This is a genomic window from Sphaerospermopsis sp. LEGE 08334 (assembly GCF_015207205.1).
GTDB lineage: Bacteria > Cyanobacteriota > Cyanobacteriia > Cyanobacteriales > Nostocaceae > Sphaerospermopsis.
Window position 1 is genome coordinate 59,617 of the sequence record NZ_JADEXH010000025.1, and the last position, 21,952, is coordinate 81,568.

Annotated in this window: 21 protein-coding genes and 1 pseudogene; 13 read left to right on the forward strand and 9 right to left on the reverse strand. The window is 37.7% G+C overall.

Translation table 11 applies throughout. From position 1 onward, the window contains the following. Positions 1-130: 130 nt before the first annotated feature. The gene (locus IQ237_RS15160) at positions 131-1,012 is read right to left on the reverse strand and encodes a 4-hydroxybenzoate solanesyltransferase (protein WP_194056545.1); all 882 of its coding nucleotides are present in this window, start codon (positions 1,010-1,012) and stop codon (positions 131-133) included. 348 nt (positions 1,013-1,360) lie between these two features. Here IQ237_RS15160 and IQ237_RS15165 point away from each other — a divergent pair, with 348 nt between their 5' ends. The 3 genes from IQ237_RS15165 to IQ237_RS15175 all read left to right on the forward strand — a co-directional run bounded on the left by IQ237_RS15165 (position 1,361) and on the right by IQ237_RS15175 (position 4,905). Continuing rightward, a complete protein-coding gene (locus IQ237_RS15165; RefSeq protein ID WP_194056547.1) occupies positions 1,361-3,010 on the forward strand; it encodes a Ppx/GppA phosphatase family protein in 1,650 nt (549 codons plus the stop codon). A gap of 123 nt (positions 3,011-3,133) precedes the next feature. Next, positions 3,134-4,321, forward strand: a complete 1,188-nt coding sequence (locus IQ237_RS15170) for a pyridoxal phosphate-dependent aminotransferase (protein WP_194056549.1) — start codon at positions 3,134-3,136, stop codon at positions 4,319-4,321. A gap of 146 nt (positions 4,322-4,467) precedes the next feature. After that, positions 4,468-4,905, forward strand: coding sequence for a secondary thiamine-phosphate synthase enzyme YjbQ (locus tag IQ237_RS15175; protein WP_194056551.1), 438 nt, complete (start codon positions 4,468-4,470; stop codon positions 4,903-4,905). Between the two features lie 87 nt (positions 4,906-4,992). On the opposite strand, the gene IQ237_RS15180 is transcribed toward IQ237_RS15175, so the two are convergent. Continuing rightward, positions 4,993-5,679, reverse strand: coding sequence for an SDR family oxidoreductase (locus IQ237_RS15180; protein ID WP_194056553.1), 687 nt, complete (start codon positions 5,677-5,679; stop codon positions 4,993-4,995). 537 nt (positions 5,680-6,216) lie between these two features. On the opposite strand from IQ237_RS15180, the gene IQ237_RS15185 reads away from it, so the two are divergent. The 4 genes and pseudogenes from IQ237_RS15185 to IQ237_RS26335 all read left to right on the forward strand — a co-directional run. Then, positions 6,217-8,028: a WD40 repeat domain-containing protein gene (locus tag IQ237_RS15185; RefSeq protein ID WP_228020323.1), complete on the forward strand. Its 1,812-nt coding sequence runs from the start codon at positions 6,217-6,219 to the stop codon at positions 8,026-8,028. A 79-nt stretch (positions 8,029-8,107) separates the two neighbouring features. Further along, on the forward strand, positions 8,108-8,668 hold the full coding sequence (locus tag IQ237_RS15190; protein ID WP_194056555.1) for a Uma2 family endonuclease: 561 nt from the start codon (positions 8,108-8,110) through the stop codon (positions 8,666-8,668). Positions 8,669-8,993: 325 nt separating this feature from the next. Further along, the gene (locus IQ237_RS26330) at positions 8,994-9,197 is read left to right on the forward strand and encodes a hypothetical protein (protein ID WP_228020325.1); all 204 of its coding nucleotides are present in this window, start codon (positions 8,994-8,996) and stop codon (positions 9,195-9,197) included. 12 nt (positions 9,198-9,209) lie between these two features. Next, positions 9,210-9,320 (forward strand): annotated as a pseudogene (locus IQ237_RS26335) (toxin-antitoxin system HicB family antitoxin); the annotation flags it as partial. 205 nt (positions 9,321-9,525) lie between these two features. Here the strand turns inward: IQ237_RS26335 and IQ237_RS15200 are convergent. Next, positions 9,526-9,981 carry a DUF2996 domain-containing protein gene (locus IQ237_RS15200; RefSeq protein WP_194056557.1) on the reverse strand — a complete coding sequence of 152 codons (456 nt, stop codon included), beginning with the start codon at positions 9,979-9,981 and terminating at the stop codon, positions 9,526-9,528. Positions 9,982-10,097: 116 nt separating this feature from the next. Between IQ237_RS15200 and IQ237_RS15205 the strand changes: the two genes are divergently transcribed. Then, positions 10,098-10,457 (forward strand): hypothetical protein, encoded by a 360-nt coding sequence (locus tag IQ237_RS15205; RefSeq protein ID WP_194056559.1) that lies wholly within the window; start codon positions 10,098-10,100, stop codon positions 10,455-10,457. 208 nt (positions 10,458-10,665) lie between these two features. Further along, the gene (locus tag IQ237_RS15210; RefSeq protein ID WP_194056561.1) at positions 10,666-11,655 is read left to right on the forward strand and encodes an adenosine kinase; all 990 of its coding nucleotides are present in this window, start codon (positions 10,666-10,668) and stop codon (positions 11,653-11,655) included. Between the two features lie 204 nt (positions 11,656-11,859). On the opposite strand, the gene IQ237_RS15215 is transcribed toward IQ237_RS15210, so the two are convergent. From IQ237_RS15215 to IQ237_RS15225, 3 genes are all read right to left on the reverse strand, one after another. Continuing rightward, on the reverse strand, positions 11,860-12,135 hold the full coding sequence (locus tag IQ237_RS15215; RefSeq protein WP_194056564.1) for a MoaD/ThiS family protein: 276 nt from the start codon (positions 12,133-12,135) through the stop codon (positions 11,860-11,862). A gap of 106 nt (positions 12,136-12,241) precedes the next feature. Next, a complete protein-coding gene (gene thrC, locus IQ237_RS15220) occupies positions 12,242-13,546 on the reverse strand; it encodes a threonine synthase (protein ID WP_194056566.1) in 1,305 nt (434 codons plus the stop codon). 165 nt (positions 13,547-13,711) lie between these two features. Further along, on the reverse strand, positions 13,712-13,972 hold the full coding sequence (locus IQ237_RS15225; RefSeq protein ID WP_194056599.1) for a MoaD/ThiS family protein: 261 nt from the start codon (positions 13,970-13,972) through the stop codon (positions 13,712-13,714). 91 nt (positions 13,973-14,063) lie between these two features. Between IQ237_RS15225 and IQ237_RS15230 the strand changes: the two genes are divergently transcribed. Continuing rightward, complete coding sequence (locus IQ237_RS15230; RefSeq protein WP_194056568.1) at positions 14,064-15,392, forward strand: Rieske 2Fe-2S domain-containing protein; 1,329 nt, start codon at positions 14,064-14,066, stop codon at positions 15,390-15,392. 48 nt (positions 15,393-15,440) lie between these two features. On the opposite strand, the gene IQ237_RS15235 is transcribed toward IQ237_RS15230, so the two are convergent. The 3 genes from IQ237_RS15235 to IQ237_RS15245 form a co-directional block, all read right to left on the reverse strand. Further along, a complete protein-coding gene (locus IQ237_RS15235) occupies positions 15,441-16,073 on the reverse strand; it encodes a J domain-containing protein (RefSeq protein ID WP_194056570.1) in 633 nt (210 codons plus the stop codon). Between the two features lie 95 nt (positions 16,074-16,168). Continuing rightward, the gene (locus tag IQ237_RS15240) at positions 16,169-16,762 is read right to left on the reverse strand and encodes an ATP-dependent Clp protease proteolytic subunit (RefSeq protein WP_096571907.1); all 594 of its coding nucleotides are present in this window, start codon (positions 16,760-16,762) and stop codon (positions 16,169-16,171) included. 123 nt (positions 16,763-16,885) lie between these two features. After that, positions 16,886-17,548, reverse strand: a complete 663-nt coding sequence (locus tag IQ237_RS15245) for an ATP-dependent Clp protease proteolytic subunit (RefSeq protein WP_194056572.1) — start codon at positions 17,546-17,548, stop codon at positions 16,886-16,888. 900 nt (positions 17,549-18,448) lie between these two features. Between IQ237_RS15245 and IQ237_RS15250 the strand changes: the two genes are divergently transcribed. From IQ237_RS15250 to IQ237_RS15260, 3 genes are all read left to right on the forward strand, one after another. Further along, positions 18,449-19,705, forward strand: coding sequence for a VWA domain-containing protein (locus IQ237_RS15250; protein ID WP_194056574.1), 1,257 nt, complete (start codon positions 18,449-18,451; stop codon positions 19,703-19,705). Then, positions 19,702-20,979, forward strand: a complete 1,278-nt coding sequence (locus IQ237_RS15255) for a VWA domain-containing protein (RefSeq protein WP_194056576.1) — start codon at positions 19,702-19,704, stop codon at positions 20,977-20,979. Before IQ237_RS15250 ends, IQ237_RS15255 begins: the two co-directional genes overlap by 4 nt. A gap of 281 nt (positions 20,980-21,260) precedes the next feature. Beyond that, positions 21,261-21,947 carry a hypothetical protein gene (locus IQ237_RS15260; RefSeq protein WP_194056578.1) on the forward strand — a complete coding sequence of 229 codons (687 nt, stop codon included), beginning with the start codon at positions 21,261-21,263 and terminating at the stop codon, positions 21,945-21,947. The last annotated feature ends 5 nt before the right edge of the window (positions 21,948-21,952 follow it).

Here is a 21,952-nt window from a genome sequence, read left to right on the forward strand (position 1 = left end):
GAAATATTAATTTTCAGCAGTCAGAAGTCAGGAGTTATTAGTCATTTAGGACTCCTATTTAAAATGGGTAATGGGGACTGGGGACTGGGTAATAGGTAAAAACTAAATTCTTCCTATTCCCTATCCCTTTTTAAAATGAACCAACAATTATTCCTACTAAAATCAAAAATCCAATCCAGACATTTTGACGGAACATTTCTCCATAAGCAGGGTTAGGTAGTTCGGGGTTTCTCAAACGGATAAATTGCCAAACCCAACCACCAGATGCAATGATTAAGCTGATCCAGAAAAATCCATTCAGGTTAACCAAGAAACCCTCTCCAGCTAAGAGAATGATCGTACCAGCGAAGAAAATACCGATAGCTGTAGGGGCGTATTTACCAAAAAAGAGGGCGCTGGAATTAACACCAATGCGCTGATCATCTTGGCGATCGCTCATGGCATAAATGGTATCAAATCCCAATGTCCAAAGCACAGTTGCACCCCAAAGTAACCAAGTAGGTGCAGAAATGTTTTGTGTAACTGCACTCCAACTAATCAAAACTGCAAAACCCCAAGCGATAGAAAGCACTAACTGAGGTACAGGAAATACTCGTTTTGCACCAGGATAAAGTAAAATTACGGGTACTGCTGCTACAGACAACCAGAAGCTTAAAGGGTTAAGATAGAAAGCGAGAACTGCGGCACAAGCCAGGGCAACTATCCCTACAGCTATACCCACTTTGATGGATAGGGCGCGGGAAGCCAAAGGGCGATCGCGTGTTCTCTCGACTTGCGGATCTATGTCTCTATCCCATAAATCATTGACTACACAACCTGCGGCGCTTGTGGCCAGAGTACCTAATATAATTACTCCTACCAGGGGTAAAGGTGGTTTACCAGCAGCTGCCAAAAACACAGCCCATAATGCAGGAATCATCAAAATTAACCTACCTTCTGGTTTATGCCACCGTAACAGCCGAATAATGACCAGCCATAATGGTTCTTGGTTGCTTTCTGGTGTTGTTAGCATATTCGCTCAATTTACATATCTTCACATCTATAGAATATCGTTATTTGATAACTGTAAATACAGGGAGCATCCAAATTTGGGCAAAATACAGCACTGATGTCAAAACATGATTTAATCCTCTTTATTTTGCATCCCTGCGATTTATTTTTTGATGATCCTGACACATCAACAAAGGTTACAGCTTGGGATACAAATTCATTACTTTCATCCTGACTCTTGAGGGCAACCACAGGGGGTTGCCCCTACGACTCCTGACTCCTGCTGTATTGTCAGTAACAAGTATTTAGTGCGGATTAAATCGGCACACCAGCTTTGACCATCCATTGTTAAGAGAGAGAGAAACATTAAATGGTGAATGTAGTTTCTGCTAACTGGGAGAGTATGGCAACTCCACCAGTTAAGCAAAATCGGATGATTGCGGCCATTGATATCGGCACTAATTCTTTGCACATGGTAATAGTCAGGATTGAACCGACACTACCAGCTTTTACAATGATTGCCAAAGAAAAAGAAACAGTGAGATTAGGCGATCGCAATTTAGAAACGGGAGAATTAAAACCAGAAGTGATCAAAAAAGCGATCGCTTGTTTAGGACGTTTCCAAGCACTAGCCAAAAGTCTCGAAGCAGAAAGCATTATTGCAGTTGCTACTAGCGCCGTCCGTGAAGCACCTAATGGTAGAGAATTTCTACACCAAGTAGAAACCGAATTAGGTTTAAGTGTAGACTTAATTTCTGGTCAGGAAGAAGCGCGACGCATTTATTTAGGTGTGCTTTCTGGCATGAAATTTAATCACCAACCACATATAATTATTGATATTGGTGGTGGTTCTACAGAACTAATTTTAGGCGACTCGGAAGAACCCCGCAGTCTCACCAGTACAAAAGTTGGTGCAGTGCGACTCACTGGGGAGTTTATCACCACTGATCCTATCAGTGATACTGAGTTTCAATATTTACAAGCATACGCACGGGGAATGTTAGAACGTTCTGTAGAAGACGTACTTTCTAAACTCCAACCTGGTGAAATTCCCAAGTTAGTAGGAACATCCGGCACAATTGAAACTATAGCCATAATTAATGCTAGGGAAAAGATGGGTGTAATACCTTCTACCCTCAACGGTTATCAATTTAACCTGCAAGATTTGCGGACTTGGGTAACGCGCTTGCGACGCATGAATAGCGTAGAACGGGCAGCCATTTCAGGAATGCCAGAAAGACGGTCAGAAGTAATACTTGCTGGGGCAGTAATATTACAGGAAGCCATGACGCTGTTGGGTGTAGACTCAGTGACACTGTGTGAACGTTCCCTGCGGGAAGGTGTGATAGTAGATTGGATGCTGACACATGGTTTAATAGCAGATAAACTGCGCTATCAAGGTTCAGTTCGAGAACGCAATGTTCTGAAAATTGCCAAAAAATACCAAGTTAACCTAGAACATAGCGATCGCGTTGCTAAATTTGCATTGAGTTTATTTGATCAAACTCAGGGAAAACTACATCCTTGGGGTAAAGACGAAAGACAATTACTTTGGGCTGCTGCAATTTTACACAATTGTGGTCACTACATCAGCCATTCTGCACACCACAAACATTCATACTACCTAATTAGAAATGGTGAATTACTGGGTTATAACGAAACCGAGATAGAAATTATTGCTAATTTAGCCCGTTATCACCGCAAATCACCACCCAAGAAAAAGCACGAAAATTACCGGAATTTATTGCATAAAGAACATAAACAAATGATATGTCAACTGAGTGCAATTTTAAGATTAGCAGTGGCTTTGGATAGAAGACAAATTGGCGCAGTATCTCATGTACAGTGTGAATATTTGCCTCATACAAATGAATTGAAAATGTTAATATTTCCCTCTGACTTAGATGATGATTGTGCTTTAGAATTGTGGAGTTTAGATTACAAAAAAGGAGTTTTTGAACAAGAATTTAGTGTAAAATTAGTAGCAAATTTAGTCAATACTAATGTTAAGTTTCCTTAGTTTTTAGGGAACACGGAATAAGGAACAGGGGGAGATGAGGAAATGGGGAGAAATATTTGCCTTATGCCTCCTGACTCCTGACTCCTGACTCCTATTCCTAACTAGCAACTTAGGTTATTAATTATGAAATATCAATTCTCTCGCATGAATGCGGTACAATCACCAATTATTCCCGTAGTTGGGGAATTAATCAAAAATTCTCCCGGTACAATTTCTTTAGGACAGGGTGTAGTTTACTATAGTCCACCACCAGAAGCAATAGGACTATTACCAAAATTCCTCAACGATGCCACAAATAATCTTTACAAAGCAGTTACAGGAATACCCGAATTAATTACAGCATTAACAACAAAATTATCAACATTTAACGGCATTGAAATTAACAATCAAAATTGTATTGTTGTCACAGCCGGTAGTAATATGGGCTTTATGAATGCTATTTTAGCCATAACTTCCCCAGGTGACGAAATTATATTAAACACTCCCTATTATTTCAATCATGAAATGGCAATTACAATGGCGGGTTGTCATCCAATTTTAGTAGCAACAGACAAAAATTATCAATTAATTCCTGAAAATATAGCCAAAGCTATTACACCAAAAACCCGCGCCATTGTCACAATTTCGCCGAATAATCCCACAGGTGTAATATATTCAGAAGCAGCATTAAAACAAGTTAATCAAATTTGTCGGGAACGGGGTATTTATCATATTAGTGATGAAGCCTATGAATATTTTACCTATGAGGGAATAAAACATATTTCCCCTGGTGCATTTGCGGGAAGTAATGAATATACAATTTCCCTTTATAGCCTTTCCAAAGCTTATGGTTTTGCAAGTTGGCGTATTGGCTATATGGTAATTCCCCAACATCTATTAAATGCAGTCAAAAAAGTCCAAGATACAATTTTAATTTGTCCTCCCGTCGTTTCCCAGTATGCAGCATTAGGGGCATTACAAGCAAAAGAAGATTATTTAAAAGATCATATTCAAACAATTGCCCAAACACGGGAAATAGTAATTAATGCACTTAATGAATTACAAGGTTTATGTACCATCACACCTGCAAATGGGGCTTTCTACTTTTTCTTAAAAGTACATACTCAAATAGATGCTTTGGAATTAGTAAAAAGATTAATTCAAGAACATAAAGTAGCAGTCATCCCAGGTACAACCTTCGGGATAGAAGACGGTTGTTATTTGCGAGTTGCCTATGGTGCATTAAAACAAGAAACAGCAAAAGCAGGAATAGAAAGATTAGTCAAAGGATTACAAATTATCTTATCTGGGACTTACGCAAGATTGGAATAAAAACCTGATTCTTACGTAGGGGTAATTCATGAATTACCCCTACTTTCGTTGTGTTTTGCGTAAGTCCTGTTATCATAACCACAGATGGATGAAGATGCACATCCATATCATCTGCGTTTTAATATATAAAGTTACCAACTCAAGCCATGCCAATTATTAACAAAACACTAGAAATTACCACTCAACCGGGAATAAATATTCATAATATTACCCCACAAATTCAAGAATTTATTGATTCAACAAACATCAAAAATGGTCAAGTATTAGTATTTTCTCGACATACAACAACAGCTTTAGCTATTAATGAAAATGAAGTGAGACTTTTAGAAGATGTCAAGGTTTTTTTACAAAAATTAGCCCCAGAAACTGATAAATATTTACATAACGACTTGCATTTAAGAGATGTTCCCGAAGACGAACCAATAAACGCCCATTCGCACTTAATGGCAATGATGTTAACCACCAGTGAAGTAATTCCTATTGTTGAGGGTAAATTAGCATTAGGAATATGGCAATCTGTATTATTTTTTGAATTAGATGGGGCGCGAAAAAGAACAGTATTTTTACAAATTTCTGGGGAATAGGTGACTGGTGACTGGTGACTGGGTAATCAATTTTATTTTTCCCAATTACCAATTACCAATTACCAATTACCAATTACCAATTACCAATTACCAATTACCTAAATCAAACTCTACAAATTCTGGTAAACCTGGATAAATCATATTTTTATCTAATGCAGATAAAATTTGATTATTAGCATTAGTAGAATTTAAACAACGACAAACTAATTCAGCAACATCAGCACGGTGAATACTACCAACAATTCGGGGTTCTGCGGTTAAAATACCATTACCTGTAGCTGGTTCTGATTTTAAACCACCGGGCCGAATAATTGTATAGTTGAGTCCGCTATTTATCAGGTGTTGTTCTGCTTTTTCCTTTTCAATTAATACTGGTTTGAGTGCTTCTAAAGCTTGAGGAGGAAGCGCACCTACACTATCACCACAACCAATAGATGTAACTAAAATAAACTTTTGTACTTTAGCTTTGACTGCGGCATCAATTAAATTTTTATTACCAATAAAATCTGGTTTGACACCATCTGTAGGTAAACCACCAAGGGTACTAATTACAGCTTGGATAGGTTCATTTCCCAAAATTGCTTTTTCTACATCATCCACTTTTAAAGCATCTCCTAATACTGGATGAACACCAATAGCTTCTAATTCCTTAGCGACTACTTCTGTTCTCAAGAGTGCTTTTACCTTCATATTGTGTGCTGTCAAATATTTGGCGATTTCTTGACCAACACCACGACTAGCTCCAGCGACAAAAATGTAAGATGTAGTTGACATAGTGATTTTCTCAGATAGATGTTTTGGTTACACAAATAATTAATATATCCTGGTTTGCTCAATTTGGTAAATTCCTGCTATAAGATTGTATTAGGAGCATCATAATTTTGCAAAAAGAAAAAATTATCATCTGCAAAATCTCTTTATTCTTCTTCCTTCGCGCTCTTCGCGTCTATCCCTACGGGACGCTTCGCGAACGTGGTTAATTTCTGTCAAGGTTTGGGTCATCGGATAAAAACAAACTTAAACATTTGGGACGCTACCATTGTATCAGCCAAGATTTTGATTTATTGACATAAACCTTCTAAGTGACTATAAATGTTGCTCTAGAAACAGTAAGATGTTTTCAGAGTTAGTTAGAATTTATGGAAATCATTTAAAGTTGTTTGTATCTCATTTTCTGAAAATCTGCTGTAAATATCAGTTCCTATTTTTCAGATTGTTAAATTTCCTTAATCTTTATTTAACTAAAGATTATAAAAACGGTTAAATTTCTTGGTATAAGTTACATTAAGTATGCAATAGTGTGTCACTATCATGCAGATGGATTGGATTAGTTTACTCAAAGCGCAACAAACGGACTTCCTGCAAAGGGTGAAAAAACCCAAGACTATTGATCTATCTCTCTTGGAAGGTCAAGTCAAAGGTTGTCACAGTGAAATTATGGTATTTTGGGGCGATTCTTTGGCAAAAATTCTGGAATGTTCCCGTAAACAAGCGGAAATTCTCGCCAAAAATCCACCACCCATGCCTCCAGAATATCCTGAACCACCAGATTGGACAATTCCTTTTCCTAAATTTTTCCAAAGTCAAGCGGAAGATTTTCTTGTGCGTGAACAAATTGTAGATCAGGTAATCATAGAACGCTTGGGGAAATTAGTGAAAAAAGTACCACAAGACACTTTAGAAAATATGGTTTTGGATGATGAGGGAAATTTGCGCGGTGAAAGTAAGTTTACTTATATTTTAAGTAATAATTCCCAAATCAGTGTACAAGTTCATGTAGCGGATGGAGAAAGTTTTAACGGCATTAAAAAAGATAAAATTCGCTGGACGGTAACACAGGAAGATGTGAGAAACCATCAAGTATTAATTTTCTTGTGTTTGTTTTATCCGGGACATACAAAGTTAGGATATCAGAAGCAAACAGTGATCACTGGTTTTTTACCTACAAATCAACTGCATTTTTATGAACCAAAATTGTATTTACATCCGAGTAGTTTATTGTATGCTGGTGGTTTAAATTGGTATTTGGAATCTCTCAATGGCAATCAATATGGTAATAAATATGATTCATCCATCAACGATCATAAAATGATGGTAGAAGTGATTCAGACTTTGCCTTCAGAACATCCACAAAAGCATATTATTGGTGATTGGGAATGTTGGCAAACATTAAAAGGACACACGCGAGGAATTAACTGTTTAGCCTATTCTATTAAAGCTTTGACAGTGGAAGATTTGGGTGGTCATAATGTGAAAACTATCCCAATTTTAGCTAGTGGTAGTCGTGGAGAAACAAAGTTATGGGATTTATCTAAAGGTGAATTAATTGAAACTTTAGCAGAATATCCTTGGTCTGTTTCTGGTGTGGTAGATGAAGTTAATTCTTTAGCTTTTAGTACCGATGGACAAACTTTAGTCAGTGTAGGTGCTGATTCTACTATTAAAATTTGGCATACTGGGGCGTTAGATTTAATTGATATTCTCCATAAACATCAAGGTAGTGTGCGTTGTGTGGCGTTTATGCCTGATGGAAAAAGTTTAGCAACTGGTGGAGATGATAGAAAAATCTTGTTTTGGAATTTGCGCGATCGCCAAGTTGAAAATACTTTATGTTTAGATGATACTGCCGCCCATTCAATGGTATTAAGTGAAGATGGTAAAATTTTGGTAACGGGTAGTTATCGCAAAATCAAAGTTTGGCGGTTAACATCTTCATTTAACAATAGAAATCAGCAAGAAATTAAACCTGTACATACTTTAATTGGTCATTCTCACATTGTTAATTCTTTGGCTATGAGTGCTAATGGTAAATATTTAATTAGTGGTAGTCAAGATAAAACTGTGAGAGTTTGGAATTTAGTTACTGGGGAATTAATGCACACTCTTAAAAGTCATCGGGAAGGAGTTTATACAGTTACTTTGAGTCCTAATGAACAAATTATTGCTAGTGGTAGTGCGGATAAAACTATTAAATTATGGCATTTAGAAACCGGAGAATTATTAGGAACTTTTTCCGGTCATGGTGACACAGTGACAGCTTTGACTTTTACTGCTTCTGGTGAAATGTTGGTTAGTGGAAGTTTAGATAAAACTATTAAAATTTGGCAACGTAGTGAAAATTAATTGGTAATTGGTAATTGGTAATTGGTGATGACGTTTATGTTATCAATGATATAATGAAGATTATCTTTCATTAATAACTATGACTATAGCCAGAGAACGCCAAATTACTCTAGATCAGTTTCTTAAATTACCAGAAACTAAACCAGCATCAGAATTTATTAACGGGGAAATTATACAAAAACCAATGCCACAGGGTGAACATAGCTTACTTCAGGCTAAATTAATTGAAGTTATTAATGCCAAAGCTGGAACTCAAAAAATTGCCTATGCTTTCCCAGAACTGCGCTGTACTTTTGGTGGTGATACTATTGTACCGGATGTAGCTGTATTTCGTTGGGATAGAATACCCAAAACCGCATCAGGGAAAATTAGCAACCGTTTTGAAATTCATCCTGACTGGGTAATAGAAATACTTTCTCCTGAACAACAACAAAAAAAGGTATTAACTAAATTATTACATTGTTCCCGCAATGGTACAGAATTAGGATGGTTAATGAACCCAGAAGAAGAAAGTGTTTTAGCTGTGTTTCCTGGGCAAAAAATTGATTTATATGACGGTGATGATAAGTTACAAATAATTGAAGGTATTAATTTAGAATTGACGGTAAAAGAAGTTTTTAGTTGGTTGAGTTTTAGTTAATTATCAATAAATATTAAGGAATTAGGATTTCTAGGATATTCCTTGACATACTATCAATAGTGGTACTATAATTTTTCTATAGCACAAATTGAAAAACTTTTAGCCGAAATTAAAAATAATCCTGAAGATGTCAAATTTACTGATTTAGTAAAACTTTGTAATCATTATTTCGGAGAACCTAGACAGCAAGGAACAAGTCATTGTGTCTATAAAACACCTTGGTTTGGAGATCCAAGAGTTAACATTCAAGAAAAGAATGGAAAAGCAAAATTTTATCAAGTCAAACAGGTTTTAGCAGCCATTGAAAAAATTGAGGGAATAGAAAATGGTTAACTACGACCACTACACATATAAAATTACCTGGTCAAGTGAAGATCAAGAATTTGTAGGATTATGTGCTGAATTTCCTAGCTTATCTTATCTTCATGAAAATCGTAATTTGGCTTTAGAAGGGATTACGAATTTGGTCAAAGATATAGTATTAGATATGGAAGCTAATGGTGAAGAAATTCCCGAACCTATTGCATAAAAAACCTACAGTGGTAAATTTCAAGTTCGTATTACTCCAGAACTTCATCGTAAACTAGCGATAGAAGCAGCAGAAGAAAATGTAAGTTTGAATCGTTATGTAAGTTATAAACTCGGATCTTGAAACTGTCTAAATTCCAATTAATTAAAACCCAAAAATAAAAATCCTGTTTTTATCCTGTAAATCCTAAAAGAAATGCTGAAATCTGGCTATATACGAATAGACAACGACCCCATCACTGGAGCCGTTACCTACCACTTTTACGAATTGTAGCACCAAAAGGCACTCACACAACACCAATTATCAATTGTCAATTCTCAATTGATAATTAATTTCTACCTAGCCATTTTTGACCGTTTAAACGGTAAACTAGGCGAGATACCAATAAATCAAGGGTAATTTTGCGTTCATCTATTAAGAAAGATTCCAAGGTACTGGGTTTTTTACCTTCGTTACAGGAAAAACCCTTTTTACCTTGAATGTCTGCATCGGGGAAATAGACGTTAAACTGTTTTTGTCCGTTTTGCCAAGAACCAATAATTTGCCAGCATTCTTCCGCTGAGTCAAAGCCAATAATAGGATACTTCTGCTTGGCAAAACTTAGCTGTGCATCAGGTACTCCTTCATTTGCGATCGCCTTTTGCAAAGCTGGTAAATAATGTTGCTGCATAAACTCTTCAAACGGTTTATCTTCTACCGCAGGAGGTTTTTCTTTTTTGGCCGCAGGTTTAGCAGCAGCGGGTTTTTCGGTTTCTGCTTGATTTTTATTGGTTTCTTCTGCCATTGCTCAGGTCAATCCTTTATCTAACTGTGCTATAGTCAGTCATTCCTATTTTTACATATCATGTTGTTGGGGTTGGTGATTGGGGAAGAAGTGATTGGGAATCCAAAGGATAAATTATGCAATTAAGTATTTTAAACAACTCTTTGCAAATAGAATTTACTTTCACAGAAAAACTTATAGCGGTTCGCTTTCATAAACTTTGGCAAATACCCCTAAATCATATTATCTCTGTCACGACAAACATACCACCAAAAACACTGAAAGATTTACGCGCCCCTGGTACTTTTGTACCGGGATTAATTAAAGCCGGAACTTATTATACAGACAGAGGTAAGGAATTTTGGTATGTGACAAGAAAAAATAATTTTGGGCAGGTTTTAAACATTGATTTAATTAATGAAACCTATCAGAAAATAGTTTTAAATAATATCGAACATCATCAAGAATGGCAACAACAACTAACTCAACGCAAATGAATATATAGCAGGAGTCAGGAGTCAGGAGTCAGGAGGAGGTTTGAAAATTTCTTTGAGTAATATCATGTCTGCCCAATCACTTACGATATAGCTGTTTCATTATCGTATTGCCTTTTCCAAATTACCAATTACCAGCCTCAACAGATATAATAAGTGTTCAACCAGATATGATATAAGATAACAAACAATAATTTGTGAGGAGCTAAAAATGGGTAGGAAATATGATGTTTATGGTGTGGGTAATGCCTTGGTAGATATAGAATATGAAGTATCTCCAGAGTTGCTAGAAAAGCTCAACATTGATAAAGGTGTAATGACACTACTAGATGAAGATAGTCAAAATCTTATGTTAGAAAATCTCAAACATCTTCATTGTCATAAAAGTTGTGGAGGTTCAGCAGCAAACACAATAGTGGCTATTAGTCAACTAGGAGGAAAAACTTTTTATTCCTGTAAAGTTGCTAATGATGAATTTGGAGAGTTTTACATTCAAGATTTACTGAATTGTCAGGTAGATACTAACTTAAAAAATGCTGATTTGCAATCAGGAATTACAGGTAAATGTTTAGTATTAGTTACTCCTGATGCTGATCGTACCATGAATACATTTTTGGGAATTACAGGAGAATTTTCGAGTCAAGAATTAGTTCCAGAGGCGATCGCAGATTCAGAATATTTATATATCGAAGGTTATTTAGTCACATCTCCCACTGGTAAAGCAGCAGCTATTCAAGCTAGAGATATCGCTAAAAATGCCGGAGTTAAAACCACCATGTCCCTATCTGATTACAACATGGTAAAATTTTTCAAAGATGGTTTATTAGATATCATCGGACCTGGTTTAGACTTTATTTTTGCTAACGAAAGTGAAGCGTTAGGTTTAGCAGAAACAGAAGATTTTCAGGTAGCTGTAGATAAACTGAAAATTCTCAGCCAGAAATTTGCTATTACTCGTGGTCCCAAAGGTTCTGTAGTATTTGATGGGGAAAAATTAATTGAAATCTCTGCACCTCAAGTTCATGCTGTGGATACAGTGGGTGCTGGTGATATGTATGCAGGAGCTTTTCTTTATGGTATTACCCACGGAATGAGTTATGAAGCAGCAGGAAAATTAGCATCTACCGCAGCTTCTCAAGTAGTCACAACCTACGGACCAAGATTAAAAAGTGAGGATTTAAAGGCACTATTGACAGCTTAGTATTTTGCTGCAAAATTAATCTTGGTTTTTTTGATTAATTAACCTTTTTTTGTACTTGTAGGGTGTGTCAGAATTTCATATCTGACGCACCTTTATTTTCTTCGTGTTGTTGAGATTTTTTGGGATTTATTAACCGCAAAGTTCGCAAAGTACACAAAGGAAGATAATCAGTTATTTTGTGGCGGAAAATTATCAGTCAGTAGCTTAACCACCTGCAACAGCAGGAACTATACTCACTTCATCACCATCTTTGAGAGGTGTTGCTGTATTATCTAAAAAGCGGATATCTTCGCTGTTGACATAAAAATTCAAAAATCTGCGGGGTTTGCCTGCTTCATCACATATTACTGATTTAATACCAGGACAAGCTTCTTCTAAAGAGTCAATTAATTCAGCAATAGTGCTACCGCTACAGGCAAGAGTAGCTTGGTTATTTGTATGTTTTTGCAGAGCAGTGGGAACTAAAACTGTTACGGCCATAGTTTCAAAGTTTATTTTTTAGTTTTCAAGTGAGAGTTACAAGGAGTTCAGCATTTGCTAAACCCCTAAAGATCAGTGGTTAATTCTAATTTACCAATCACATCGACTAAACCAGAACTTGTTGCCATTCTAGGCGATCAAGTGTACGGGATCTTTCTAACGCCCGTTCAAAACTATCAAGTTTGGCATCAATAGTCAAAGGTTCACCAACATAACCTTGTACCGCTTCTTGGGTTTTCAAACCGTTGCCAGTGATGTACACAACTGTAGTTTCATCTGGATCAATTTTACCAGCTTCTACTAATTTTTTCAGCACGGCGATGGTTGTACCACCTGCGGTTTCGGTGAAGATACCTTCGGTTTCTGCTAACAGTTTGATACCTTCGATAATTTCTGCATCATTAACTGATTCAATATTACCGCCTGTTTTTTGGGCGATTTCTACAGCATACACCCCATCAGCCGGGTTGCCAATGGCAATAGATTTAGCAATTGTATTCGGTTTTACTGGTTGGATAAAGTCGCGTCCTTCTTTGAAGGCTGTAGCAATGGGAGAACAACCTTCTGCTTGTGCGCCACTAAAGCGAACTTTTTTACCTTCGACTAAACCAACTTCAGTAAATTCTTGGAAACCTTTGTAAATCTTGGTGAACAATGAACCAGAAGCTAAAGGTGCAACTATATGATCTGGTAGTTCCCAGCCTAGTTGTTCTGCAACTTCAAAACCTAATGTTTTAGAACCTTCGGAATAATAAGGACGAAGATTAATATTGACAAATCCCCAACCATGTGTATTAGCAACTTCTGAGCAAAGGCGGTTTACTTGATCGTAGTTGCCTTTGACTGCCATTAAGGTGGGGCTGTAAATTAAACTACCTAAGACTTTACCAGCTTCTAAGTCAGAAGGAATGAATACACAGCAATCTAAACCAGCATGGGCAGCGATCGCAGCGGTAGAATTTGCCAAGTTGCCGGTACTAGCACAGGAAACAGTAGTAAAACCTAATTCTCTTGCTCTGCTCAGTGCTACAGACACCACCCGATCCTTAAAGCTCAGGGTGGGCATATTTACGGCATCATTTTTAATATAAAGTTTATTTAGACCCAGGCGACGGGCAAGACGATGAGAACGCAATAAGGGAGTCATCCCTGTTCCCACATCTATATAGTTGTCGGTAGCAACGGGTAAAAACTGACGATAACGCCAAATGGAATTAGGACCAGCTTCAATAGTTTCTCGACTAACAGACTGACGCAAAACATCATAGTCATATTTAACTTCCAATGGACCGAAACACAACTCACAAACATGAGTAGCTTGGAGTTCGTATTCTGCACCACATTCTTTACACTTGAGTGCTTTCAATATGGAAGTGTTGGCTTTGTTTAAGTTTGCGATGGCCTGAGTCATAAACTAGCTTTCCCCGTATATGCTTCAACTTTGAAAACGATAGTAACACGAGCCAAAATACTCGTCAAACATACCCGACAAAAATAGTCGGATATTAGGTTACAGGTGACAGTAAGTAGGGAGTAGGAATGGATCAATCTAAAATCCAAAATCCAAAATCTAAAATTATCCTCCACTAACGGGGGGGATGAGTACGACTTCATCACTATCTTTGAGAGGGGTGTCTGGTGCAACAAAGATTAAATTGATGCCATAGCGAGTAACATCACGCCATTGGTTCAGTTCTGGGTGTTCTGATATGAGGCGATCGCATACAGCTTTTACTGGTGTACCATGAGGAAATTCCAGCACCAATTCCGAAAGTCCATAAGCTTCTTGATAAGCAGCGAACAATTTAACGGTTACAGAAATTACAGATTCAGAAATTACAGATTCAGAAATTACAGATTCAGACATACAATAATTGTTCTCAAATTTTTTTCACGCCCTGGTTAATTGAATTATTACAAGAAATAGAATGCAAGCCGAATTTAACTTTTTTCAGCACTGGTATCCTCTTGCACCAATTGAAGACCTTGATCCACAACGTCCCACCCCGGTAACATTGTTAGGAATACGTTTAGTGATCTGGAAACCTAGATCATCTGCAAATTACCGGGTATTTTTAGATCAATGTCCTCACCGTTTAGCACCTTTAAGCGAAGGTCGTATTGATGACAAAACAGGTAATTTAATGTGTAGTTATCATGGTTGGCAATTTGATGATCAAGGTATCTGTACTCACATTCCCCAAGCGGAAAATCCCGAAATTGTCACCAAAAATCAAGAAAATTTCTGTGTCCTTTCTTTACCAGTACGTCAGGAAAATGACTTACTTTGGGTGTGGCCAGATGCAAAAACCCCGGAACTAGCAGCAAAGACACCTTTACCTTTATCACCACAAATAGACGCTAGTAAAGGATTTGTTTGGACTTCTATAGTCCGTGATTTAGAGTATGATTGGCAGACATTAGTAGAAAATGTAGCTGATCCTAGTCATGTTCCTTTTGCTCATCATGGAGTACAAGGTAATCGAGACAAAGCACAACCCATACCTATGAATATAATTAAATCAACAATTGATTTAATTGAAGTTTCTATTCCCAGAGGTTTACCAACAACAATCACTTTTGAACCACCTTGTCGTTTAGAATATGCGATTAGTCTAGGTCAGACAGAAAAGAAATTAGGACTGATAGTTTATTGTGTACCTGTATCTCCAGGAAAATCGAGAATTGTTGGTCAATTTAGTCGTAATTTTGCGAAAACATTTCATTATTTAACACCCCGTTGGTGGGATCATATTACTAATAGAAATGTTGTGTTAGATGGTGATATGATTTTGTTAAATCAGCAAGAATATTTATTGCAACAAAAACAATCTAGTGAAAGTTGGAAAAAAGCCTATAAACTACCTACCAGTGCAGATAGGTTAGTAATTGAATTTAGGACTTGGTTTGATAAATATTGTCAAGGTAAACTACCTTGGGAAGAGGTAGGAATTAAGGATACAGAAAGTAAAATCAATGATAATCGTTTGGTGATGTTGGATCGTTATCAACAACATACTCAACATTGTAGCAGTTGTAGAACCACAGTTAAAAATTTAGAACGTTTACAAATAGGACTTTTAGCTTATTTTGTCATAGTTGTATCTGGGGTGGCAATTCTTCCTGATGCTTTCCGTCTAAAAGTGGGTTTACCATTAATAATTACAGCACTTTTAGGAATGGGAATTTACGCCTGGTTGAAACTTTGGCTGATTCCTAAATTCTACTTTGTAGATTATATTCATGCTGATAAATAATTCAAAACTCCTGACTCCTGACTCCTGACTCCTGACTCCTGCTATAAATTAAAACTTAATCCCTAACCGTTCAAAATCGCGCTGGACTTCGTTAAACAGAGCTTTATTGTGGGGGTCTGTCTTAATAGCTTTTTTCAGATAAATTCTGGCTTTTGGTAGTTGTTTTTGGGCAATTAACGCCCGTCCCCAGATTTGATAAGATATAGCTTGCCATTGTTTTACTTCTATATCCGCTGGTAGTCTAGCAGCTAAAGCTTCAACCAGAGCGATCGCTTGGGGAAAACGTTTTTCTTGTAAAAACCGCTGCAACTGTTCATATGTCTTCCACTTTAACCGGTGTTCTATATCCTCTACCGTCGGTGGATGTGGCATCACCGTTGTTGTTGATACTGACGGTTGGGATGCTACCTGGGTAGAACTATCCTCAAACACTGATGAAGGGGATGAAGGGGATGAAGGGGATGAACTATGTGATTTTATGGCTATTTCCTCAGGTGGTACTACCGTTTGCAGGAGTTTGTAAGCCTCCGTCAAGGCAATAAATTTTTCTTTACACTTTTCATCATCTGGGTTGAGATCGGGATGATATTGCTGTACCAGTCGGCGGTAGGACGCTTTAATGTCAGCAAAAGAGGCTCCTGACCTTAACCCCAATAAACGGTAGCAATCTCCGATATCCATGTTGCTTTACTCCGATTCAAAATTCAAAATCAAAAATTCAAAGTTAAGATGCTTTTGAATTTTTAACCTTGAATTTTGAATATATTTTGCGCTGTTTAGATGCGTTCTTCAATCACACGGTCAATTAAACCATATTCCTTGGCTTCTTGAGCAGACATGAAGAAATCCCGATCCATGTCTTTTTCAATTTTAGACAAAGCTTGACCAGTGTTATTAGCATAAATCTGATTCAACTGGCTACGAATTCGCAGAATCTCTCTAGCTTCAATTTCAATATCAGAAGCTTGTCCGCGAGTACCGCCGGAAGGTTGGTGAATCATGATCCGGGAGTGAGGTAAAGCTAAACGTTTACCTTTAGTACCAGCTGCTAACAGGAAAGATCCCATGGAAGCTGCTAAACCCACGCAAATAGTGACAACATCAGATTTGATGTGTTGCATAGTGTCATAAATTGCCAAACCAGATGTCACCATTCCACCGGGGGAATTGATGTACAAATAAATATCTTTACCCGGATCATCAGAATCCAAATAAAGCATAACGGCAATAATTTGGTTAGCAATTTCATCATCTACATCTCTGCCCAGGAAAATAATTCTTTCCCGGTAGAGACGGTCATAAATGCTAATCCAATCTGTATATTGTCCTCCGGGCATCCGGTAAGGAACTTTTGGCACGCCTATAGGCATTTTTACGACTCCAATTTTAATTTATTTAGGGAATAGGGAACAGGGAACAGGGTTACAGTAGAAGAAAGGAAAATACATTTTTGCCTTCTTACTGTCACCTGTCACCTGTCACCTGTCACCTTCTTAAAGTACACTTGCAGGAAGTGGAGGGTTGGCGAGTTCTTCTTTTTCAAACACGCGGTCTATTAAACCGTACTCCTTGGCTTGGTAAGGAGTCATGTACAATAGACGATCCATGTCTTTGGTGATTTTTTCTGGTGCTTGTCCTGTGGTGCATGACAGAATATCCACCATTGAGGCTTTGTTTGCCAAAACTTCTTTAGCCCGAATTTGAATATCTGTAGCTTGCCCTTGGGCGTAGCTTTTGGGCTGATGCAAGATAATACTAGAGTTGGGTAAACTCGCACGACAACCTTTTGTCCCAGCACTCAACAACATGGCAGCCATACCCATTGCTGAACCAATACAGATGGTGTGGATGGGTGGCTTAATGTATTTCATGGTGTCATAGATAGCGAAGGCTTCGGTTTCAAAACCAATAGGTTCGCCACTGTAACCAGATGTTCCAGTAGAGTTGATATAGATTTTAATGGGTTTTTCTGGGTCGTCGGATTGTAAAAATAGTAGTTCAGCGATGATCAATTCTGTAACCGCAGGAACTAATGGCATCCCCAAATAAACTATTCTCTCCTTTAACAGCAGAGAAGGTAAATCTGGGGGTGGTGTGCGGTAGGAATTTTCGCCGTAATAGGCAGCTTGTACAGCTTTGATGGGAAAATGTTCCATAGAATCTCAATCGCCTAAAACTATGCCGTTAACTGTATTACATTACATCCTAGCGCGATCGCAAAATAATTAAAGGGTGTGGATTTCTAGGTAGGGGACTGGGGACTGGGAGTTATATATTTTTTGTGTTTTTTTATTTATTTTGTTTTTTCGACTTGACAAGCCGAAAATACTGTTGTACACTTATGTTATGAGTGGAAATCTATGGGCGCAATATATATAGAGTTTTTAACAGCCTGGGTTGGGAACGCAGATGAACAAAGATTCTCAGCATCAAGATTTCAGGATTTACAGGATAGGAACGCGGATGGACGCGGATCAACGCAGATTGTTTAATGTGGGATTTTCAGGATTTAAGGATGTACAGGATAAAGTTGTTAAATCTCTCTAAAACCTCTTCCCTTCGTGTCCTTCGTGCCTTCGTGGTTCATTCCTTCATATCTTGTACATAACCAACCATCATCAAATAACATCCTGTAAATCCTATAATCCTGGTTATCCTGATTCAGACAAAAAAGCCTTCAAGAATAACCAACCATCATTAAATAATATACTGTAAATCCTTAAATCCTGGTTATCTTGATTTAGACAATATTACACCCTTGGATTATTATAGAACCTATCATAACACAACCCTGCCAGAAGTCAAGACCCTTGAAAATACGTTGAGTCATTCGCAAGTATTCTCAATAATTTAGGGGTAAAAAAGGGTGTTGAAACTTTTTTGGCATTTTTGGGGGAAAATCACAATAAGATTTGTAAAGAGTAATTATAGATGTATAACATCTATAATTACATTCCTGCCTCCTGCCTCCTTTATCTGTTTTCCGTACTCTGTTAACTAGAGATTGAAGTTATTTATAAATAGATATAGATAATATCGTTAGGAAAATTGACTTTATGAAAGTTAACTTGCAACCTCATCTCAATGATGCTTGTGTAGACGCGAATCAACCTAGTAGTCAACGTCAGTTAGCGTTTTCGATTTCGGCGATTGGGGAAACTTTAGATCCTAGTGTACCATTAAATCTATGTTTAATATTAGATCATAGTGGTTCGATGCGGGGGCGATCGCTGGATAATGTGAAAAAGGCGGCTTGTTTGTTGGTTGACCGTCTTAGTTCCCAGGATAGACTGAGTATCGTGGTTTTTGACCATCGTGCCAAGGTTTTAGTGCCTAATCAGGTGATTGAGGAGCGAGATTACATCAAACAGCAAATTAATCGTCTTTCCGCTGATGGGGGTACTGCAATTGATGAAGGGTTACGTTTGGGAATAGAAGAGTTAGCTAAAGGTAAAAAAGATACTATTTCCCAAGCGTTTTTACTGACAGATGGAGAAAATGAACATGGTGATAATAATCGCTGTTTGAAATTTGCTCAATTAGCGTCTGACTATAATTTAACCTTAAATACGTTAGGGTTTGGAGACAATTGGAATCAGGATATTTTAGAAAAAATTGCGGATGCAGCGTTAGGAAGTTTGTCACATATTGAACGCCCTGAACAAGCGGTGGATAAGTTCAATAGTTTGTTTACTCGGATGCAAACAGTGGGTTTAACAAATGCTTACTTGTTATTTTCCCTGATGCCAAATGTGAGATTAGCAGAATTAAAACCCATAGCTCAAGTCGCCCCAGAGACAATTGAATTACCTGTACAAACAGAACCAGATGGACGGTTTACAGTGAGATTAGGGGATTTAATGAAAGATGTGGAACGGGTGATTTTGGCTAATATTTATTTGGGACAGTTGCCAGAAGGTAGACAGGCGATCGCCAATGTGCAAGTACGCTACGATGATCCCGCACTGGATCAAGCTGGTTTATTTTCCCTCAATATGCCAGTTTATGTGAATGTAGATCGCATTTACCAACCGAGTACCAATCCCCAGGTGCAGCAGTCAATCTTAGCTTTAGCCAAGTATCGCCAAACCCAGTTAGCGGAAGCAAAATTACAGCAGGGCGATCGCGCTGGGGCGGCCACCATGCTCCAAACCGCCGCCAAAACAGCTTTACAAATGGGTGACGCTAGTGCAGCGACGGTGCTGCAAACTTCAGCTACTCGTTTACAAGCAGGTGAAGATTTATCAGAGAGCGATCGCAAGAAAACCAGAATTGTCTCAAAAACTGTGTTGCAGGATGCTCCTCCTACATGAAAGTTAAATTATTATCGGCACTAAATGATACTAACGTTGACGCGACCCAAACTACTAACCAGCGTCAACTAGAAATTTCCATTGCGGCTATTGCCGATGAGCTTGATTCTAGTATACCCTTGAATTTATGCCTGATTCTCGATAAAAGCGGTTCTATGCACGGCGAAGCTATGAACACAGTGATTCAGGCAGTGGAACAATTATTAGATCAACTCAAGGCAGGAGACCGGATCTCAATTGTGGCTTTTGCGGGTACTGCTGAGGTCATTATCCCTAACCAAATCGTTCAAGACCCCAAAACCATCAAAACCCAGTTACACAAAAGTCTGAAAGCTGGAGGCGGTACTATTATTGGTGAAGGTTTATCTTTGGGAATTACAGAATTGCTCAAAGGAACAAAAGGTGCTGTTTCCCAAGCTTTTCTACTCACAGATGGTCATGGTGATAACGGGTTAAAAATCTGGAAATGGCAAATAGGACCCCATGACAACAAGCGTTGTTTGCAACTAGCACAAAAAGCCACCAGATTAAATATCACCATTAACACTTTTGGTTTTGGTGATAACTGGAATCAGGACTTACTAGAAAAAATCGCCGATGCTGGTGGTGGTACTCTCACTTATATTGAGACTCCTAACCAAGCTGTGGAACAGTTTAACCGCTTGTTTAAACGCATTCAATCTGTAGGCTTAACCAATGCCCATTTATTGCTGTCTCTTGTTCCTGGTGTGCGGTTAGCAGAACTCAAACCTATAGCCCAAGTGTCCCCAGAAACCATTGAGTTACCAGTGGAAACCGAAGCTAATGGTAGCTTTGTGATTCGCTTGGGTGATTTAATGAAAGATGTAGAAAGAGTAGTTTTGGCGAATATTTATTTGGGACATTTGCCAGAAGGTGAACAAGTCATTGGACATATTCAGATTCGCTACGATGATCCAGCACAGAAAAAAGAGGGCTTACTTTCTACGCTGATGCCGATATGTGCTAATATTACTCAGACTTACCAACCAGCATTAAATACCCAGGTGTTACAGTCAATTTTGGTATTAGCTAAATATCGCCAAACTCAGATTGCAGAGGCAAAATTAGAACAAGGCGATCGCACTGGTGCTGTCACAATGTTGCAAACAGCAGCGAAAACTGCTTTACAAATTGGTGATACTAATGCCGCAACCGTATTGCAAACTTCTGCTACTCGTCTGCAAGCCGGTAAAGAACTCTCGGAAGCAGACCGCAAGAAAACCAGGATTGTCTCAAAGACCATTTTAGGGTAGTAATTAAGTAGGGGTTTAGCATTGCTAAACCTCTACAAAAAACATCTATCTCCCGTTTAATTTATATTAAAATTTTCATACACATTCTTTCTTTAGCTATAATTTGATTGATCATGCTCAGAAGGTAAAGAATGTAAACCTATGAAGGTGTTTTCAGTGTATGATAATAAAATAATTCCGCAATTCACTAACTAACACCTCTATTGGCTCAAATCCAAGTTTGTTTGAGTTTGTTTAATTTAGTAAATTGTAATCAGCAACAAATATCAAGTATAAAAATTATGAAAACTCTAAGGATTCCACAACAATATCAATCGGGCATTAATTTAATTATCAAAATAGATGAAATTTTATTTAATAAATTACTCAATGCAATCACTGAAGTTAACCCCTTTGTAAATATAGATAGCATAGTATTGGAATTATCTGCACAAATAGAGGAAATATCTATTCATGATTTAGAAGAGATTGTCAGAGCTATTCGTTCAATTTACTCTCTCCGTACCCAAGAAAATCTTAAAAATAGTGAAATCATTATAGGATTGAGCAATTCTTTATCTCAAGATGATGCCTTTTCAGAATTATCATCTGAAGAATTAGCAAGTTTTGAACAAAGAATGAATAAAATATTAGAAATTGACGGTTCTATTAGTATTTCTTCTAAAGCCATGAGCTTGTTACAAGAATATGATAGTATGTTTTTAAACTCGCGTATTGTTACAGATATAAGACCTGTTTTCAAAACAGAGACAAAAGAAGGTATAGCTGGAGCTTTGGTAGTTCACACATTAAGGATTTCATATCAAGATGCCAGTGGTTCACAGGAGTTTTATGTGGCGTTAGATGCAAACGATGTGAAAAAGTTACAAGAACAACTATCTCAATCTCTAGTAGAAGCAGATGTTATTCAATCCATGCTAGATAAAACACAGATTCTGTATCTAGATCCTCACGCAAGTTCTAAATAAAAAGG